Origin of the sequence: Pseudomonas sp. SCA2728.1_7, from assembly GCF_018138145.1 — a bacterium.
Lineage (GTDB): Bacteria > Pseudomonadota > Gammaproteobacteria > Pseudomonadales > Pseudomonadaceae > Aquipseudomonas > Aquipseudomonas koreensis_A.
The window spans coordinates 5,738,146-5,753,912 of record NZ_CP073104.1 but is presented as its reverse complement, the minus strand read 5'-3'; the positions used below and the strand labels follow the sequence as shown (position 1 = coordinate 5,753,912).

General features: G+C 52.7%; 14 protein-coding genes. 9 read left to right on the top strand and 5 right to left on the bottom strand.

Annotated features, from left to right (window positions below; genetic code table 11):
- The first annotated feature begins 320 nt into the window (after positions 1-320).
- Together KBP52_RS25745 and KBP52_RS25740 are read left to right on the top strand one after the other, a co-directional pair.
- Positions 321-581, top strand: a complete 261-nt coding sequence (locus KBP52_RS25745) for a DUF2790 domain-containing protein (RefSeq protein ID WP_008084846.1) — start codon at positions 321-323, stop codon at positions 579-581.
- A gap of 542 nt (positions 582-1,123) precedes the next feature.
- Positions 1,124-2,374, top strand: a complete 1,251-nt coding sequence (locus tag KBP52_RS25740) for a ribonucleotide-diphosphate reductase subunit beta (RefSeq protein WP_008084848.1) — start codon at positions 1,124-1,126, stop codon at positions 2,372-2,374.
- Positions 2,375-2,466: 92 nt separating this feature from the next.
- On the opposite strand, the gene KBP52_RS25735 is transcribed toward KBP52_RS25740, so the two are convergent.
- Positions 2,467-4,842, bottom strand: a complete 2,376-nt coding sequence (locus tag KBP52_RS25735) for an AAA family ATPase (RefSeq protein WP_212621262.1) — start codon at positions 4,840-4,842, stop codon at positions 2,467-2,469.
- Positions 4,843-5,138: 296 nt separating this feature from the next.
- On the opposite strand from KBP52_RS25735, the gene KBP52_RS25730 reads away from it, so the two are divergent.
- From KBP52_RS25730 to KBP52_RS25715, 4 genes are all read left to right on the top strand, one after another.
- A protein-coding gene (locus KBP52_RS25730; protein ID WP_212620801.1) for an IS3 family transposase occupies positions 5,139-6,361 on the top strand; the annotation gives its coding sequence in 2 pieces (ribosomal slippage) (positions 5,139-5,490 and positions 5,490-6,361; 1,224 coding nt in all).
- A gap of 266 nt (positions 6,362-6,627) precedes the next feature.
- Positions 6,628-7,161 carry a Bro-N domain-containing protein gene (locus tag KBP52_RS25725; protein WP_212621261.1) on the top strand — a complete coding sequence of 178 codons (534 nt, stop codon included), beginning with the start codon at positions 6,628-6,630 and terminating at the stop codon, positions 7,159-7,161.
- Between the two features lie 113 nt (positions 7,162-7,274).
- Entirely contained in the window at positions 7,275-7,991 is a 717-nt protein-coding gene (locus KBP52_RS25720) for an HNH endonuclease signature motif containing protein (RefSeq protein ID WP_095112220.1), read from the top strand.
- Between the two features lie 184 nt (positions 7,992-8,175).
- Complete coding sequence (locus KBP52_RS25715; RefSeq protein WP_212621260.1) at positions 8,176-9,162, top strand: hypothetical protein; 987 nt, start codon at positions 8,176-8,178, stop codon at positions 9,160-9,162.
- Between the two features lie 3 nt (positions 9,163-9,165).
- On the opposite strand, the gene KBP52_RS25710 is transcribed toward KBP52_RS25715, so the two are convergent.
- The 3 genes from KBP52_RS25710 to KBP52_RS25700 form a co-directional block, all read right to left on the bottom strand.
- Positions 9,166-10,362 (bottom strand): hypothetical protein, encoded by a 1,197-nt coding sequence (locus KBP52_RS25710; protein WP_212621259.1) that lies wholly within the window; start codon positions 10,360-10,362, stop codon positions 9,166-9,168.
- Between the two features lie 125 nt (positions 10,363-10,487).
- A complete protein-coding gene (locus KBP52_RS25705) occupies positions 10,488-11,636 on the bottom strand; it encodes a hypothetical protein (protein WP_116029926.1) in 1,149 nt (382 codons plus the stop codon).
- Positions 11,637-11,726: 90 nt separating this feature from the next.
- Positions 11,727-12,542: a sulfite exporter TauE/SafE family protein gene (locus tag KBP52_RS25700; RefSeq protein WP_212621258.1), complete on the bottom strand. Its 816-nt coding sequence runs from the start codon at positions 12,540-12,542 to the stop codon at positions 11,727-11,729.
- 112 nt (positions 12,543-12,654) lie between these two features.
- On the opposite strand from KBP52_RS25700, the gene KBP52_RS25695 reads away from it, so the two are divergent.
- Entirely contained in the window at positions 12,655-13,422 is a 768-nt protein-coding gene (locus KBP52_RS25695) for a helix-turn-helix transcriptional regulator (RefSeq protein ID WP_212621257.1), read from the top strand.
- A 93-nt stretch (positions 13,423-13,515) separates the two neighbouring features.
- Positions 13,516-13,833, top strand: coding sequence for an XRE family transcriptional regulator (locus KBP52_RS25690; protein ID WP_212621256.1), 318 nt, complete (start codon positions 13,516-13,518; stop codon positions 13,831-13,833).
- Positions 13,834-13,871: 38 nt separating this feature from the next.
- On the opposite strand, the gene KBP52_RS25685 is transcribed toward KBP52_RS25690, so the two are convergent.
- Complete coding sequence (locus tag KBP52_RS25685; protein ID WP_212621255.1) at positions 13,872-14,927, bottom strand: MBL fold metallo-hydrolase; 1,056 nt, start codon at positions 14,925-14,927, stop codon at positions 13,872-13,874.
- Between the two features lie 214 nt (positions 14,928-15,141).
- Here KBP52_RS25685 and KBP52_RS25680 point away from each other — a divergent pair, with 214 nt between their 5' ends.
- Entirely contained in the window at positions 15,142-15,750 is a 609-nt protein-coding gene (locus tag KBP52_RS25680; RefSeq protein ID WP_212621254.1) for a TetR/AcrR family transcriptional regulator, read from the top strand.
- Positions 15,751-15,767 lie beyond the last annotated feature (17 nt).

Below are 15,767 nucleotides of genomic sequence, written 5' to 3'. Positions count from 1 at the left end.
ATCCCCAATCCCCTGTGGGAGCTTGCCTGCAAGCGAATCAGACAACTCGGTCCCACAGACAAAACACCCGGTTATCAATCCCCATATCAAGGGATTGTTACCAAATCTGCCAAAGGTGTTTATCAAAACCCGCTCTGTTTACCCCCGCCCCTTCTCCCTAAAATCCACCTCGCCAACAAGGCAAACGCGATTAACAACGATACAGCCCCCACGAAGGCCGTTAATCCAGCTCTCAAGTAATAACTGCAAACGATGAAGTTACACACGCAACCCCATAAAGGTTGCGTGACCCCACTCGACCTCAAAAAGGTAAATTTGAAATGAAAGCTTTATTGGTTCTGGCCCTCAGCAGTCTGTGCGCAACCGCCATGGCAGATGAGGTCCCGACTGATGTCGCACAGCAACAACCGGTAATCGAGGAATACACTTACTCCACTCACCTGGACATCGCCAACGTCGTATCGATGAGTGAAATTCCCAACGTCTGCGAAGTAGTACCGGCAAAAATGGAGTACGACGACTCCAAAGGCCAGCGCCACATCCTGCGTTACAGCGTGATGGGCAACGGCTGCACCAATTGATGATTCGAGACTGCACCGAATTGGATCTCTCAGCGCTTCATTGAGGGTCGATTCCAGCCCGACTTCGGTCGGGCTCAGTTGTGTTTGAAACCGTCAGAAATGCTTGCAAAACACTAGATGTAGTGAAAAACCCATTTTTTTGTTTGTTTTTTGAGCAAATTCACATTGGCGAGATTTTTGCGAAAAAAAATCTATCCCCGGCAAAGCCCTGTAAACCCTCACTCTCGTCGAAAAACCACCCTCCTCGACCGCTCCATGCGCGGATTCGCCTCAGCACAGCCGTGTTTTTTTCCCTATAATGCCGCCCCATACGGGTCAGCAATATTCCCTTACAGGGAGCAAAAGCCATTCTGAAGCCCCGCAGCAGCGTTCAACGCTGATTGCGCCCATCAGAGGCTCTCGGAACCCGTCAAAATTTCTGTTTATTTGCCTGCGTGCATCGCTGCAAAAAACGACATCCAACGCGGTCTGTACGACCGTGTGAAAAACCAACCAATCAGGTTTCACACGGGCACAGGCCCTCACGCAGGAGACGACACGTCATGCTGAGCTGGGACGAATTCGACAAAGAAGACAGTGAAGTAGCAACCGTGAAAGGCGCCAACGCCGGCCACGCTACTGAAGCCAACATGGACCGCCTCGACAACGCTGGCGGTGCCGCCGCGATCGAAGCCCGCGCCGTGACCGCCGACGACTCGGCCGCTGTCGCCCGCGCCAAGGCTGCACTGAACTCCCTCGACGTCGCCGAAGGCCTCGCCGAACTCGAAGGCGCCTCCGCCCGTGTCGCCGTTGACGAAAAGCGCATGATCAACTGCCGCGCCGACCTCAACCAACTCGTGCCATTCAAGTACGACTGGGCCTGGCAGAAATATCTGGACGGTTGCGCAAACCACTGGATGCCGCAAGAAGTCAACATGACCGCCGACATCGCCCTCTGGAAAGACCCGGAAGGCCTGACCGACGACGAGCGCCGCATCGTCATGCGCAACCTCGGCTTCTTCTCCACCGCCGACTCCCTGGTTGCCAACAACCTGGTACTGGCCGTGTACCGTCTGATCACCAACCCGGAATGCCGCCAGTACATCCTGCGCCAGGCTTTCGAAGAAGCGATCCACACCCACGCCTACCAGTACTGCATCGAATCGCTGGCCATGGATGAAGGCGAGATCTTCAACATGTACCACGAGATCCCATCGGTCGCCAAAAAGGCAGCCTGGGGCCTGAAATACACCCGTTCGATCTCCGATCCGAAGTTCGAAACCGGCACCCCGGACACCGACAAAGAGCTGCTGCGCAACCTGATCGCCTACTACTGCGTTCTGGAAGGCATCTTCTTCTACTGCGGCTTCACCCAGATCCTCTCCATGGGCCGCCGCAACAAAATGACCGGCGTCGCCGAGCAGTTCCAGTACATCCTGCGCGACGAATCCATGCACCTGAACTTCGGCATCGACGTGATCAACCAGATCAAAATCGAAAACCCACACCTGTGGGATGCCGAAATGAAGGAAGAAGCGACCCAGATGATTCTGCAGGGTACGCAGCTGGAGATCGAATACGCCCGTGACACCATGCCTCGCGGGGTGTTGGGCATGAACGCGGCGATGATGGAGGACTATCTGAAGTTCATCGCTAACCGTCGGTTGTCGCAGATTGGTTTGAAAGAGGAATATCCAGGGACGACTAACCCGTTCCCTTGGATGAGCGAGATTATGGACTTGAAGAAAGAGAAGAATTTCTTTGAGACTCGCGTGATCGAATACCAGACTGGTGGGGCGTTGAGCTGGGATTAAAATTAGCGAAGGCAACACTCCTAATGAAAAATAAAAAGCCCTGAACTTCAGGGCTTTTTTATATAACACGCTTAGCCATATATAAAACACTTCTAAAAAGTCACAACTGGATTACCTATACTTTCCATAAAAGCTGAATACTGATCGGCATCCTTTTCTTTCATCTTGTTCAGAATAAATTGCGCAGACCTCTTCATCTCCGGAACATCAACAGGACTGATACTTCGTTCGAACACACCTGCCAGATGAGAATACTCGTTATGGATACGTTCTGTAAGCAATGAAGAACGACTATCATCACCAAAAAACCTCTCCAACTTTGTCGAATCTTTTTCATCCGCATTAGGGTATTTATAATAAAGAAAAGCCTCTAAAAATTTTCGCGCATTATTACCGTAATTATAATAGCAATCATGCTCACTCTCCGCAGGCGCATCGCCCGCATTAGCACACTTGAATATTTGATGAAACAGATAATTAAACTCAGTCACATACGATTTCAAATACCCAGGCATTAACTTAATCGAGCTTACATCACCAGAAGTCTCGATTATGAAATACCTTCTCTCCTCAGCCTTTCCCGAAACATCCTTGGGAATAAGCCGTTTAAGATATTTCAAAAAATCTAAATTGTGAGTAGACACGAATAGCTGACCAAACTCACCCGACCTCACGATTTCGCTATTAATCAGGCCAAATATAAAAAATATATGATTACTATCGAGACTTGAGATGGGATCATCAATATATATGACTGGCTTATGCCCTTTAGTTTCAACATCATGAAGCTTCGCCATAAAATAACAAAATGCGATTAAACTACACTCTCCCTCACTGAGATGGTGAGCCTTAACCCCGTTTCTTACGACCTCGAATTTGTAGCCCGTTTCGACCTCTTCTGACTTAAGAGACAAAGCTTTATGACCAAAAAAATCGTTCAAATAAACATTAACTCGATCAGCCCCTTTGCTTTCATCTTTTAGTTGCGCCTTTAACTTATCAAGTTCGCGAACGAGCACGTCAACCTCTAATTTCGATTCTCTCCACTCGCGCTCTGCATCATCTGAACAAGTATTCAAAGCGATGATTTTTGCTTTTTCACCCCCTAAATTTATGTCCATAACAAACCGAAATACATCTCTTAACCGCAAACACTTTTGAGCCTTATTCTTTTCAGTAGCAAGCGTTTTGGTAAACTCATTAGACTTACTCACAACACCATTCAAATCCTCACCAATAGCTACCACAACCTCACTATAATCTTCCACATCAAAATACACTTTCGGATGAAAAATATCAGCAAGCCTGGCGTCCAAAGCCGCACCCAATTTTTCTAAAGATTTTCGATAATTATTTAAAGTAGAATTAAGCTCAACCTCAGCACTCAATACCTCGACGCGAAAGGACGCGTAAAAGGAAGATACATCTATCTTAGGTACATCCGCAGCTCTTTTTATTTCATTTTGCAAATCAAACAAAAGACTCGAAATACTAATCCTAAGCTCTTCCGATTCTTTATTAAAATGGAGATCCAACTTACTCCACAACCCACTAGGTAAAGCGCCCCCACAAAATCCGCAATCATCTCGCTTATGCTCATGAAGAGCGCGCCCCTTTCGCACCCAATCTTCTAACAGGTTGTCTTCCAACAACTCAATAAGAGGCTGAGTTACCGAGATCTTCTTCTCAACAAGATCCTTTGCTCTACTGGATAACTTATCGAAAGACGGTTCAAAAAAATAAAATCTATCTATTTCCGCCTTAACCTCTTCTTTAAGCAGGGCTTCTAAATTCAACGACTCATCGTCACTCACGCACTCAAATCCGTCATCCAAAACAGTTTCTACATCTTTTAGGAGCTTCGGCGCGTTATAGGTTGCTTCTCCGTAAATCTTATTATGTTTTATTCCGGTGTTTTTATTATTAGCTTTATCCGAAATCTTTGAGTCCAGAGAATCTTGAGCGTCTTGAGCGTTTTTACGAGCAACACCGAGCGCGAGTTTCTTCTCTTTCTCTACTCCTAGCTTCCCCACCCCGTCCTCTTCCGAACCAAGAGCCTCCTCCTTAAGCTTAATTTCTTCTTCCAAGCGATTATTATCCTCACCTAGTATGGCGAAAGATTTAATACTCTCATCAGCATTACTTATAAACTTTAAATTCTCCCTAACGAAATCCTCATTAAACACTCTCACCTTATGTTGCTTCAAAGGAATCTGATCCTGATTAACCACCCCGCCAGCACTCAACTCAAACTCAAACTTTGGCGATATATATTTATCAGAGATAAACCCAGTCTCCAAGGATCTAAAAATCCTTGAAAGAGTTGTCTTCCCAGAGTAATTCCTCCCATAGATTATGTTTATTCCTTTGAACTCACTTATCCGCCCACCCGACTCCCTTACTGAAGCATCCCAATCAAAATCTGAATAAACCGCTACATTCTTAATTCTTTTTATTTTCTTAAACATTTCCTACTCCCTGATAGTTCTGACAGACATAACTGCAACCAACACAAGCAAACCACATAGAAAATGATTAATGAGCATAGCTGAAGCGTATAAATTTCAACTTTTTTTACAATTATTATTTCGGCGTAAGCCTTCCACTTGACTGCCTCTCGCGAAGCAAATAAGCTCAATGACCCGGCGCCTAAGAAACGCCTCAAGTAGCGGCCTGACCGCTCCCGAAAGATGCGGCTTTTTTCTGCCTATTGCCTCGTCCTAAATAAGGTTTACACCTTCTGGCTTCTTATCAGGAGGGTGCAATGGAGACGGGCGAAAAGCGGAGTCAGCGCGATTACACACTGACTTTTAAATTGTCGGTTGTCGATCAGGTCGAAAAAGGCGAGTTGAGTTATAAAGAGGCTCAACGGCGCTATGGGATTCAAGGCCGGTCGACGGTTCTGGTTTGGTTACGCAAGCATGGTCGGCAGGATTGGAGCCAAGGCGCCTCCATTCGCTCTCAGAGGACTCGACCGATGGACGAGCCAACTTTGCCGCTGACGCCTGAGCAGAGAATCAAAGAGCTTGAAGAACAATTGGCGCTGGCCAATCAGAAAGCCAAATTTTTTGAAGACGTGGTCGATGTTCTGAAGAATGACTATGGCGTATCCGTTGTAAAAAAGCGGCCAGGCAAGTCGTTGCGCAAACCCAAACCCTGAGTGTCAGCAGGGCTTGCCAGTTTATGGGAATAAGTCGCCAAGCCTATTACAAGCGAGATCGGGCTTACCGATCCAGGCTTGAGCAAGACCAGAAGCTCATCAAGTTTGTGCATGAGATCCGCTTACGTCAGCCCTGCATCGGTACTCGTAAGTTACATTCGATGATGCATGCCAAACGCGAGAGACAAGAACTGCATGTTGGAAGGGATCGTCTATTCGATGTTTTGCGCGATCATCGACAACTGGTACGTAGAAAACGGGCCTATCACAAGACGACTGACAGCCATCATCGTTTTCGCTGCCATCCCAACCTCCTGAAACCTGGCCCGCATCAAGTGATTGCGACCGGCCCAGAACAAGTCTGGGTAGCAGATATCACCTACATCCCCACACGAGAAGGATCTGTTTACTTGAGTTTGGTGACAGATGCTTACTCGAGAAAAATTGTCGGCTTTCACGTACATGACAGCCTGCACGCCAAATCCGTGGCTCAAGCCTTCCGAAAGGCGCTAAAAGAGCGCCGAACAAAGCAACGACTGGTGCATCACTCGGATCGAGGCGCACAGTACTGCTCTGATCTTTACCAGAAGCTGCACGCCAAACATGACGTCACTTGCTCAATGACCGATGGCTACGATTGCTACCAAAACGCTCTCGCAGAGCGGGTTAACGGCATTCTGAAAACAGAGCTGCTGCTCTACAGGCCAGAAAATCTAGAACAGGCTGAACAGATGGTGCGGGAGGCTATTACGATCTACAACCAAGAGCGGCCGCACCTTTCCTTAAAATACAAAACGCCCGATGCGGTGCATCGGGCGTTAGGGTGAATAGGTGTAAACCTATTTCAGGACTAGACATATGGATTCCTCGTGGGCGTAAAACACCTCTGCTATGTCGGGAGTGGGCTAATACAAGACCCGTAAGGGGAATATGTCCGGCCTTCTACTTGGGGTTTCTTAACTCCCGGCGCCTTAGCCCTAAGAAAGCTATCAAGTAGAGGTAATGGATATGCCTACGTATTTTCCCTTCTGTATGAAGGAAATTGCCTACAGCTTTACCGCTGAAATTATGCTTCCTATTCGGGAGGCTGATCATGCCTGACGCACACACTCCCACAGTATTTACCCGCCATAGCCTTCATCTGCACGGCCTCCTTCTCGAAAACGAACCATGGTTCAGCGCCCGCGACATCGGTCGCTTGATGGGCGTCCATCTCAGTGATCGCATGGTCGCCAAGCTGGACAAAGATCAACATCGTTTTTTGTGGATTGATTATTACCGGCAGCCTGAAAAGCTGTTGATGCTCAGCGAGTCCGGCGTATATGCGCTACTTGTGTATCACTATGTCCCGGAAAATCGGTTGTTGCGTGAGTGGCTTACTCATCTGGTTGTGCCGACGTTGCGCGATGCGGAACGCTCGGTAAATACAGATCAGCCGATGTTGAGTTTGCTGAACTGGCCCGAAATGTCGCTGAGCCTGCTGCATTGGCAGGATGAGAACTGGATTAGGCTTCGGGATATGCCCTACCTGTTGAACGATCAGTCCCAACGGCGGGCTACGGCAGCGGTTCCTTGGTGGCGGAGGGTTGTGCAAGTGTTTCAGTCTTCGAAGCATTCGATGGGTTAGCGATGTGGTTGTCGGATCTCGAGAGATCCGTCGCTATTTACTGTAGGAATTTTCCTAGACAGCCGTGATGGCCACTCAGTATCGTCCGAGGGTTTTCAACCCTCGGCGATTTTATGAGCGACAAGAAAAAAGACACTGACTGGACTGTTGCTGAAATTGAGGCAGCGGTTGACACCTATCTCAGAATGCTTGATTTAGAGCTCGCGGGTCACAAATTCAACAAGGCACATGAGAATCGCGAATTACGCGCATCAGCCTTGTCGACTCGTACAAAAGGCTCTGTCGAATTCCGAATGCAGAACATTTCCAAAGTCCTGATGACGATGGATCGGAAACCCATTAAGGGTTACAAACCGGCGAAAAACGTTGGTTCGAATGTCGAACAGTTAATTCGAACAGCTCTCACAAATCGCGGATTCCAGCCGGGCGACCCTGCTATTCCGACAGCCGACGAAGAAACACTAGAGCGTCGCGCTGCTGCAATTCAGAAGAAGCACATAAAAGAGCCGCCGAAAGGCATAAAGAAACCAAAGAAAGCGTCGAGTACTCGCACGGTTTACGTACGCGACCCCGAGGTTAGAGCCTGGGTTCGAAATGAAGCTGAGGGGCATTGCGAAGGCTGTGGCGACCCGGCTCCGTTTCAAATGCATGATCTGCCATTTCTAGAAGTCCACCATGTCAAACCACTTGCAGATAAGGGTTCGGATCAAGTCTCGAACGCTGTAGCACTTTGTCCGAATTGCCATCGTCGTTGTCACCATTCGAATGATCGCGTGGCGTTTACAGCTTCGCTTTATAAAAGGGTGAAAAGGCTGATTCCAGAGGAATAAAACTCTGTGACTAGCGGGAGTTTTTGCTGCTGAGTGGGTGTCTGGATTCGATATTGAGTTGATGCCACCAATCCCCAGCAGGCTGACTCCCACAGATTCCGCATCATCCTGAAAACAATCAGTGCAACCTACCCCGCCTCCCGCTATTAATACCCCACCCCCACTCAAGGATCCGAGCCCCACCATGAAATTCGATCTCGCCTACTGCCTCAGCCTCGACGACAAGTTGTCGATCTATGACGTTCGCGATCTCAATTTCGATGAGACGGTGGCGTTTGACTCTGCGAAGGAACACTTCCAGTGCCCCAACGATGCCTGTCGTTCGGCGTTCGAGGCGTCCAACGAGTTGGGTACGTTCAACGCCAAGAACGTGAATTACGTGCGCACGCCGCACTTCAAGAATCTGCCCACTACGCAACATGTGGCGGGTTGTCCGTATGTGAGTTTGAAGGCTTCAGCATCTGGCGTTGAGACGGCGGATGGCGAGGTGGATGACGGGCGAGAGGAGCACTTCCCGTCAGAGTTGTTGCTGACGCGGCGTGAGTATGTGCGCAAGCCTGTCGCGCCAGCGGGGGCGGTGGATGTGTTGCGCGATGATCCGGTGCGGGTGGCGGCGGACAGTGGTAAAGAGTCGGCGAGTCGTGAGTCGGCGCCGGATAAGACCAGTGTGTTTGCGCATCCAGTGGAGTGTTTTGTTTCCAACTTCGCGGACAAGGAGTTGCTTAAGCGTATGCCGTTGAAGGTCGGTGAGCATACGGCGCCGTACAGTTCGTTCTTCAAGAAGATCGAGTATCTGACGGACAACAAGGGGCTGATTTACTGGGGGCGGATCAAGAAGATCGAGGACTTCCACAGTGCCAGTTTTCGTATCGATTTCGAGGACAAGGTCTGGTTCAAGAAGCCCGAGGACAGTAAGAAGAAGCCGTATCCGGTCAGTGTTTATCTGAACAAGAAGCTGATCGACAACTACCGCAAGCGCAAGGCGTTTCTGGAAGAGATCAAGCACGCGGCGGATAGCGACAAGGCGTTGTTCTGTTTCTTCTATGGGGTGACGCCGGAGTTGAGGCAGGTGCCCGGCAAGAAGAACCCCGAAAAGCCTTTCGAGGTCTTCAATGCCAATATCGAGAACCTGGACCACTTCATTATTCGTGAAGCGCCGGGCCTGGAGTGACGGTTAGCCCTGGGGCAGTTGCAGTTTGACGGCGCCGGGGTGTTGTTTGACGAGGGAGTACGGCAGGATCGACCAGTCGGGTGAATCGCAGGCTCGTTCTATGCGGGCGAAGTACGCTCCGATGTACAAACCTTTTTCGGTGAAGTGCCAGTTGGAATAGCTCCAGTTGTCTTCATTGGTGAAGTCGCAACTGTCTTCATCTCCGCCTGCCGGTTTCTTCATTTCATCCGGGTACAGTGCGGTGAGCTGCTTTATTAGCCACGGCTTGAAGATTTCGCGTTGGTACTTTGAGCGCGCTGCGTCTTCGGCCTCGGTCAATGGCTGGTCACCGCCTCGGTAACGATCAGCGTGAAGGATTGGCTGACCCTCGCCCACCCAGAGCACGTCTTCGAGCGACAACGGATGGCCGGTTTTCACATCGATGTTAAGTGGTGAATCGCCGAAGTCCGGGTGCGCACCGCCGCAGTCGTAGCTGGTGGAGATGTTCAGGCTGATGACGCTGGGCGAGATAAATGTCGGGGTGACGTCCTGCAGGAATTCGGCGTAACCGCGACCTCGCAACTGGCAACCGTAGTAACTGATGGCCTCGTCCCACAAGCGCCCGAGCAACTGCTGGTTAACCCGTTGCAGATCTTCTTTTGGCATCCCGGATTCGATGCTGAACATGGACATCTTGGTATCAGGCTCTTCCCACCATTGCAGGGAGTAGCCCATGAAGTCCTGCTTTTTACCGGGTTTGAGTCTCAGTCCCTGAAGCCGTAGATATTCGTAGGGCTCGCTCTTGGGCAACTTGGCGATGTAGGGCAATGCATTCGCCGGCACTTCGGGAAGAGGCGTATCAGTGACGAGTACGGGCAACTTTTTGCCCTTCGGGTTTTGCCATTCGCCCTTCCAGCCGCCATCAATCTGTTGCAGTTTGAGGGTCGGTAATGGCTTTTCCGGGTCCATACGATTGCTGCCCTCTGTGAGCAGCAAGATGTCATTTTGATAGGTGCCGTTAAGCTCTAGATCGCGGTGAAATTTCTCATAAAAGTAGCGACCGGTGACTTGCCCCGGGTCACTAATATCGACTTCGAAGACGATCGGCATTTTGCCCAACGTGCCGGTGAACACCATCCGGTTATCTTCGGCGTGCGCGAAGGATAGCAGCGAGAACAGCACAGCGGCGCAGGTTGCCAGGCGCATCAGTCCCTTGAGCATTGATCGTTCCTTGAAAGAGGCGGAGGCCGCGCCGGCATTGGAGGGCCGGCGCGGATAAATTCGCGGCGATTATGGCGGGGTTACGCCTGGTAATCGAGAGTCTGCGCTTGAAAGATAACGCCACCTCAAGGCAGTTGAAGTGCAACCCCGCCCGGATGTTGTTTGACGATTGTGTACGGCAGAACGCTCCAGTCCACGAATCCGCAGACCGCCGCGACGTGGGCAAATGATGGCTCGAGCTTGATGCCCTGTTCCGTGAAGTACCAACCCGGATAATGCCAGGGATAATCCTCGTCGTAGCCGCAATCGTTTTCACCCTCAAGGGTGACGGTCATTTCGTTTGGGTAGAGTTTCAGCAACTGTGCGACCAACCAAGGTGCCAGTTCAGTGTTGCGGTAGTTCGACCACGCTGTCGAAGAGCCGGGTGAGCCCGCGGCGAAATCTTCATATTCCTCGTAGTGCAACGGCTTGCCCTGCCCCACCCACAAAACATCATCAAGGGTCAGAAGCTTGCCTGTCTTGGTATCGATGTTGAGCGCGTCGTGGCTTTGATCCGGATAGGCACCGCCACAGTAATAGTCCGATGAATTCCGCACACTCATCACTGTGGGCGACATCCACAGTGGCTGGCTCCACTGCGCATAACTTCCAGAACAGCCATAAGACGACAACACTTCGCCCCACAAACGCGCCATCAATTGTTGGTTAATAAGTCGACGCTCTTCGAGGGAGTAACCGGTCAACACTTCAAACAGAGAAGTGCCTGTCTTCGGCTCAGTCCACCACTGCAGCGTGTAGCCCATGAAGGTGTCGGTCTTGCCTTTTTTGAGGGTGACGCCCTGCAGTCGCAGATATTCGTAAGGATACTTGTCGTGAAGGATGGTGAAAAAGGGCAAGGCATCGTCGGGTACATCGGGGATGACGGCTGGTTCTAACTCGACCTTCAGGATTTTCCCAGCGGTACTCGTCCACTCGCCATACCAACCATGAGTTGTCGGCTGCAGACGAAGGGTCGGGCGCGAGTCTTCCATCCGCGAACCTTCTTCCAGCATCAGTGTTTCCCCGTCCAGGGCACCGTCGAGTGGCAGATCCTTGCGATACTTCTTATAGAAGTAACGACCGTCTCCAGTGCGAGTGTTTATTTCGAGGACGATGGCCGCTTTACCCAAGGTGCCGGTGTACACCTGCGCGCCGTTGTCGGCCCACGTTGCAGTCGAGACAAACAAGCCCGTCAGAAAAAGAACAGCGAAAAGGCGTAACAATCCTCGGAACATCACTTCATCCTTGAATAAACGAGCAACTGCCCGCCAAAAGAAGCTGCGGATTATGTCGAGGTTGCGCGAGGGAATCGAGCGCTGTCGCTTTCAACTCAAGCACATGCTGATCATCACCATCAGCAACAGCCCGATGTACACACGCGCATGCACCCGATCCGGGATTCGTCCAATCCATGGCGCGGCCAATCGAATCCCGATGAGCGCCCCCACCGTCAGCATCGCAAACGCCAGCAAATCCACATACCCGACAAACCACGCGCCCAATTCAGCCTGACTGAACCCGGCCAATGCCATGTACGTCAGCGTCCCCGCCACTGCCACCGGCACACTCAACGGATTGGCCATGGACGTCGCTTGCGACATGCTCAATCCACAGCGGCGTAACAGCGGCACGGTCATGACGCTGCCGCCTACACCGAGAAACGTCGCGATGGCGCCGATGCCTACACCACCTGCGGAAGTTTCCGTAGCGCCAAGTCGACGTGGGATGACGTCTGGGTTCTGAGTGAGAAAGCCGCGTCGCAGCAGGCAGTCGACGATGGTCACGCCGAGGTAGCCGATGAATGCGTAGCGAATCACTTCGCCGCTGACCCACACAGCCGCCATTGCCCCCACGATTGCACCCAACCCGATGAACCCTCCCAACGGCCACAGGTAATGACGAATGAGATTGCCGGCGCGGCGGTGTTTGTCGGTGGCGATCAGGGCGTTGACGATCATCACGCAGGTCGAGGTGGCGACGGCAATGTGCATTGCCGATTGGCCGATCGGGTCGGCGGCGCCGTGGCTGGCGGTGAGCATGCGATACAGCAGCGGCACCACGACGAAGCCGCCGCCGAAGCCGAACAGCACGGCGGTAATGCCGGTCAGGCAGCCGAAGAGGGTCAGCAGTAAATAGAACATGTCTAGGCGTCCGTGGTGGGAGAGCGGTCGACGATAGAGCGGCATCGCTTGGCCTGCTTCAGCAAGTCAGCCAATAATGTTTGCGTTTACGCCAATCACCGGGAAACGCCTGATGCGCAATGTTTCGATCAATCTGCTGGATGACACGCCGCGCGCGGTGGTGGCGATCGGTACGGATTATTCCCACGGTCACTTGCTGCCCCTTCACACGCATCGGCGGGCGCAGTTGTTGTACGGCGCGACGGGGGTGATGCAAGTCAGCACCCATGACGGCAATTGGGTGGTGCCGCCGCAGCGCGCGGTATGGATTCCGCCGGGGGTGGCGCATGAGGTGTTGATGCTTGGGGTCAGCACCCGCAGCTTGTACATCGAGCCGGGGGCGGTGGATCTGGGGGAGCGCTGTCAGGTAATCAGTGTGTCGCCGTTGATGCGGCATTTGCTGATGGAGGCGGTGGAGGTACCGCTGACCTATGACCTCGGCGGGCGCGATGGTGTGTTGATTGATCTGTTGCTGCATGAACTGACGCGCAGTGCGCCGCTGCCGCTGCACATTCCGCTGCCGACTGACGGAAAGCTCCTGTCTCTGTGTCAGACCTTTCTGCATCAGCCGTACGCCCACCAATCACCACAGCAGTGGGCTGACCAATTACACATAAGCTTGCGTACCTTCAACAGACTGTTTCGCCAACAAACCGGGCTGAGCTTCAGGCAATGGCGGCAGCAGGCTTGCGTGGTCCTGGCGCTGGCACGTTTGGCCTCAGGTGAAGCGGTGACGCGCATCGCGCTGGACTTCGGTTATGAAAGCCCGGCAGCGTTCTCGACGATGTTCCGGCGGATCCTCGGGCAGGCACCGTCCGTCTGGTTGGAGGCGGCGAATTAGCGCAAATCAAAAAATGCGTTTGATCCCGGCCGAAAACAACTGTACAAAAACACAGTACATTTTCAATCAGCACTCTTGAGCCCGGAGCACACCATGGCCTCTCTTGCGATGAACCACATCCTCGAACGCATTGCCCTTTTCCAGTTCACCCCGACGCACTGCATCCAGGCCCGAGCGATGCTGGGCTGGAGCGCGGAACAGCTCTCGCGGGAGGCTGAGGTTTCGGTTGAGGACATTCAACGCTTTGAAGCGCAGCAGGATGTCGCGGATGCGGCGCGACTGGCGTTGGCTTACCGGTTCGAGGCGCAGGGGCTGGTGTTCTTTCCGGGGTTTGCGCCGGGGCGTAGTGCGAGTTTTCAGAGCGTTTCGTCGGAAGCGGTGGGACGTGGGGATTTTGCGATGGCTGAGTAAGCCAATCGCCCCCTTAGGGGCGAACCGTCTTCATCTGATCAGGCGTTCTGCACAACGCCCTCACTCTCCCCTTCAACCGCCAACCACCACGCCTCCCCGCGTTGCGGTTGAGCGATGTTAAACGCCTCGCCCATCTGCGGCGTGGTAATGGAAATACTGCGTTCCCACGCCAGTGCCAGGATCCGGTCGAACGGTTCGTGCCAGGCGTGCATCGCTAGGTCGAAGGTGCCGTTGTGGATCGGGAAGAGCCAACGGCCCTTGAGGTCGATGTGCGCTTGCAGGGTTTCTTCGGGCTGCATGTGTACGTGCGGCCATTCGACGTTGTAGGCGCCGGTTTCCATCAGGGTCAGGTCGAACGGGCCGTAATGTTCGCCGATGCGTTTGAAGCCGTCAAAGTAGCCGCTGTCGCCACTGAAGAAGATCCGCGTGTCGCCGTCGATCATCACCCAGGACGCCCACAGGGAGCTGTTGCCATCGAACAGGCCACGGCCGGAAAAGTGCTGGGACGGTGTGGCGACGAAACGGATGCCGGCAATCTCTGCGCCCTGCCACCAGTCGTACTGGCGGACTTTGCTGGCGTCGATGCCCCATTTGATCAAGGTGTCGCCGACACCCAGCGGGGTCAGAAACAGGTTGGTTTTGGCGGCCAGTCTGAGCACGGCCTGGTAATCGAGGTGGTCGTAATGGTTGTGCGACAGGATCACCGCTTCGATCGGTGGTAATTGATCGATGCTGATCGGCGGCTGGTGGAAGCGTTTCGGCCCGGCCCACTGCACTGGCGAGGCGCGCTCGGCGAAGACCGGGTCGGTGATGAAGAATTTGTCACGCAGTTTCAGCAGCAAGGTCGAGTGACCGAGGCGATAGACGCTGTGGTTGGGCGCTGCCAGCAGCTCTTCTCGAGTCAACGCCTGCACTGGGATCGGCGCTGCGGGTCGGGTATTGCGCGGTTTGTGGAAAATCATGTTCCACATGATCCGCAGCATTTTGCGCAGGCCTTCGCGTTGCACGGGTGCGTGGTTGCGAAACAGCCCCTGATGCTGCCGCGAGGCTTCAGGCGTGGATGTGTTATCCGGGAGCGAAATTGGATTGGCCATGACTGAATGACTCCAGAAAAACCGCACAATTCGCGGTTTTTCCACGGTGGACGATAGATGGCCAAAGCTGCACGCATAGGCCGAACTGCTGTTTTTTAGGTTGCGAGGATTAACGCAACATTACACTGCTCGGTGTAGTTTCTAGGTTGCATCAAAGCGGATGACAAGTAAACTGCCAAGTGTAATTTCATCTTTTCTCTGCCGAAGCGTACTTATGACAGCTCCACAGCGCCTCACCGACCGTAAACGCGAAGCCATTATTCAGGCGGCGATTGCCGAATTCCGTGCCCACGGTTTCGAGATCACCAGCATGGACAAAATCGCGGCCACGGCCGGTGTGTCGAAGCGCACGGTGTACAACCATTTCCCCAGTAAAGAAGAGTTGTTCGCCGAAATTCTCAACCAGTTGTGGGCACGAATCAGCGCAGAACAATCGGTCGTGTATAACCGTGATCAGCCGTTGCGCGAGCAATTACGGCAGATGCTCCAGGCCAAGGTGCAGTTGATGGCCGACGAGAATTTCCTGACCCTGGCCCGGGTGGCAATTGCCGCCACTATTCACTCGCCGGAGCGCGCGCAGAACATGATCGAGCGCATGGGCGAGCGCGAGGAAGGCCTGACCGTATGGATTCGCGCCGCGCAGGCCGACGGCCGATTGAAACCGGTCGACCCGGAATTCGCCGCCCATCAAGTACAAGGTTTGCTCAAGACCTTTGGCTTCTGGCCACAGATGTCGATGGGCCGCGCCGCTCTTGATGTCGACACGCAGAACACCGTCGCCGAATCGGCGCTGGAGATGTTTCTGGCCTGCTATCAACTCTAAATCGCCCTCCACCTGTA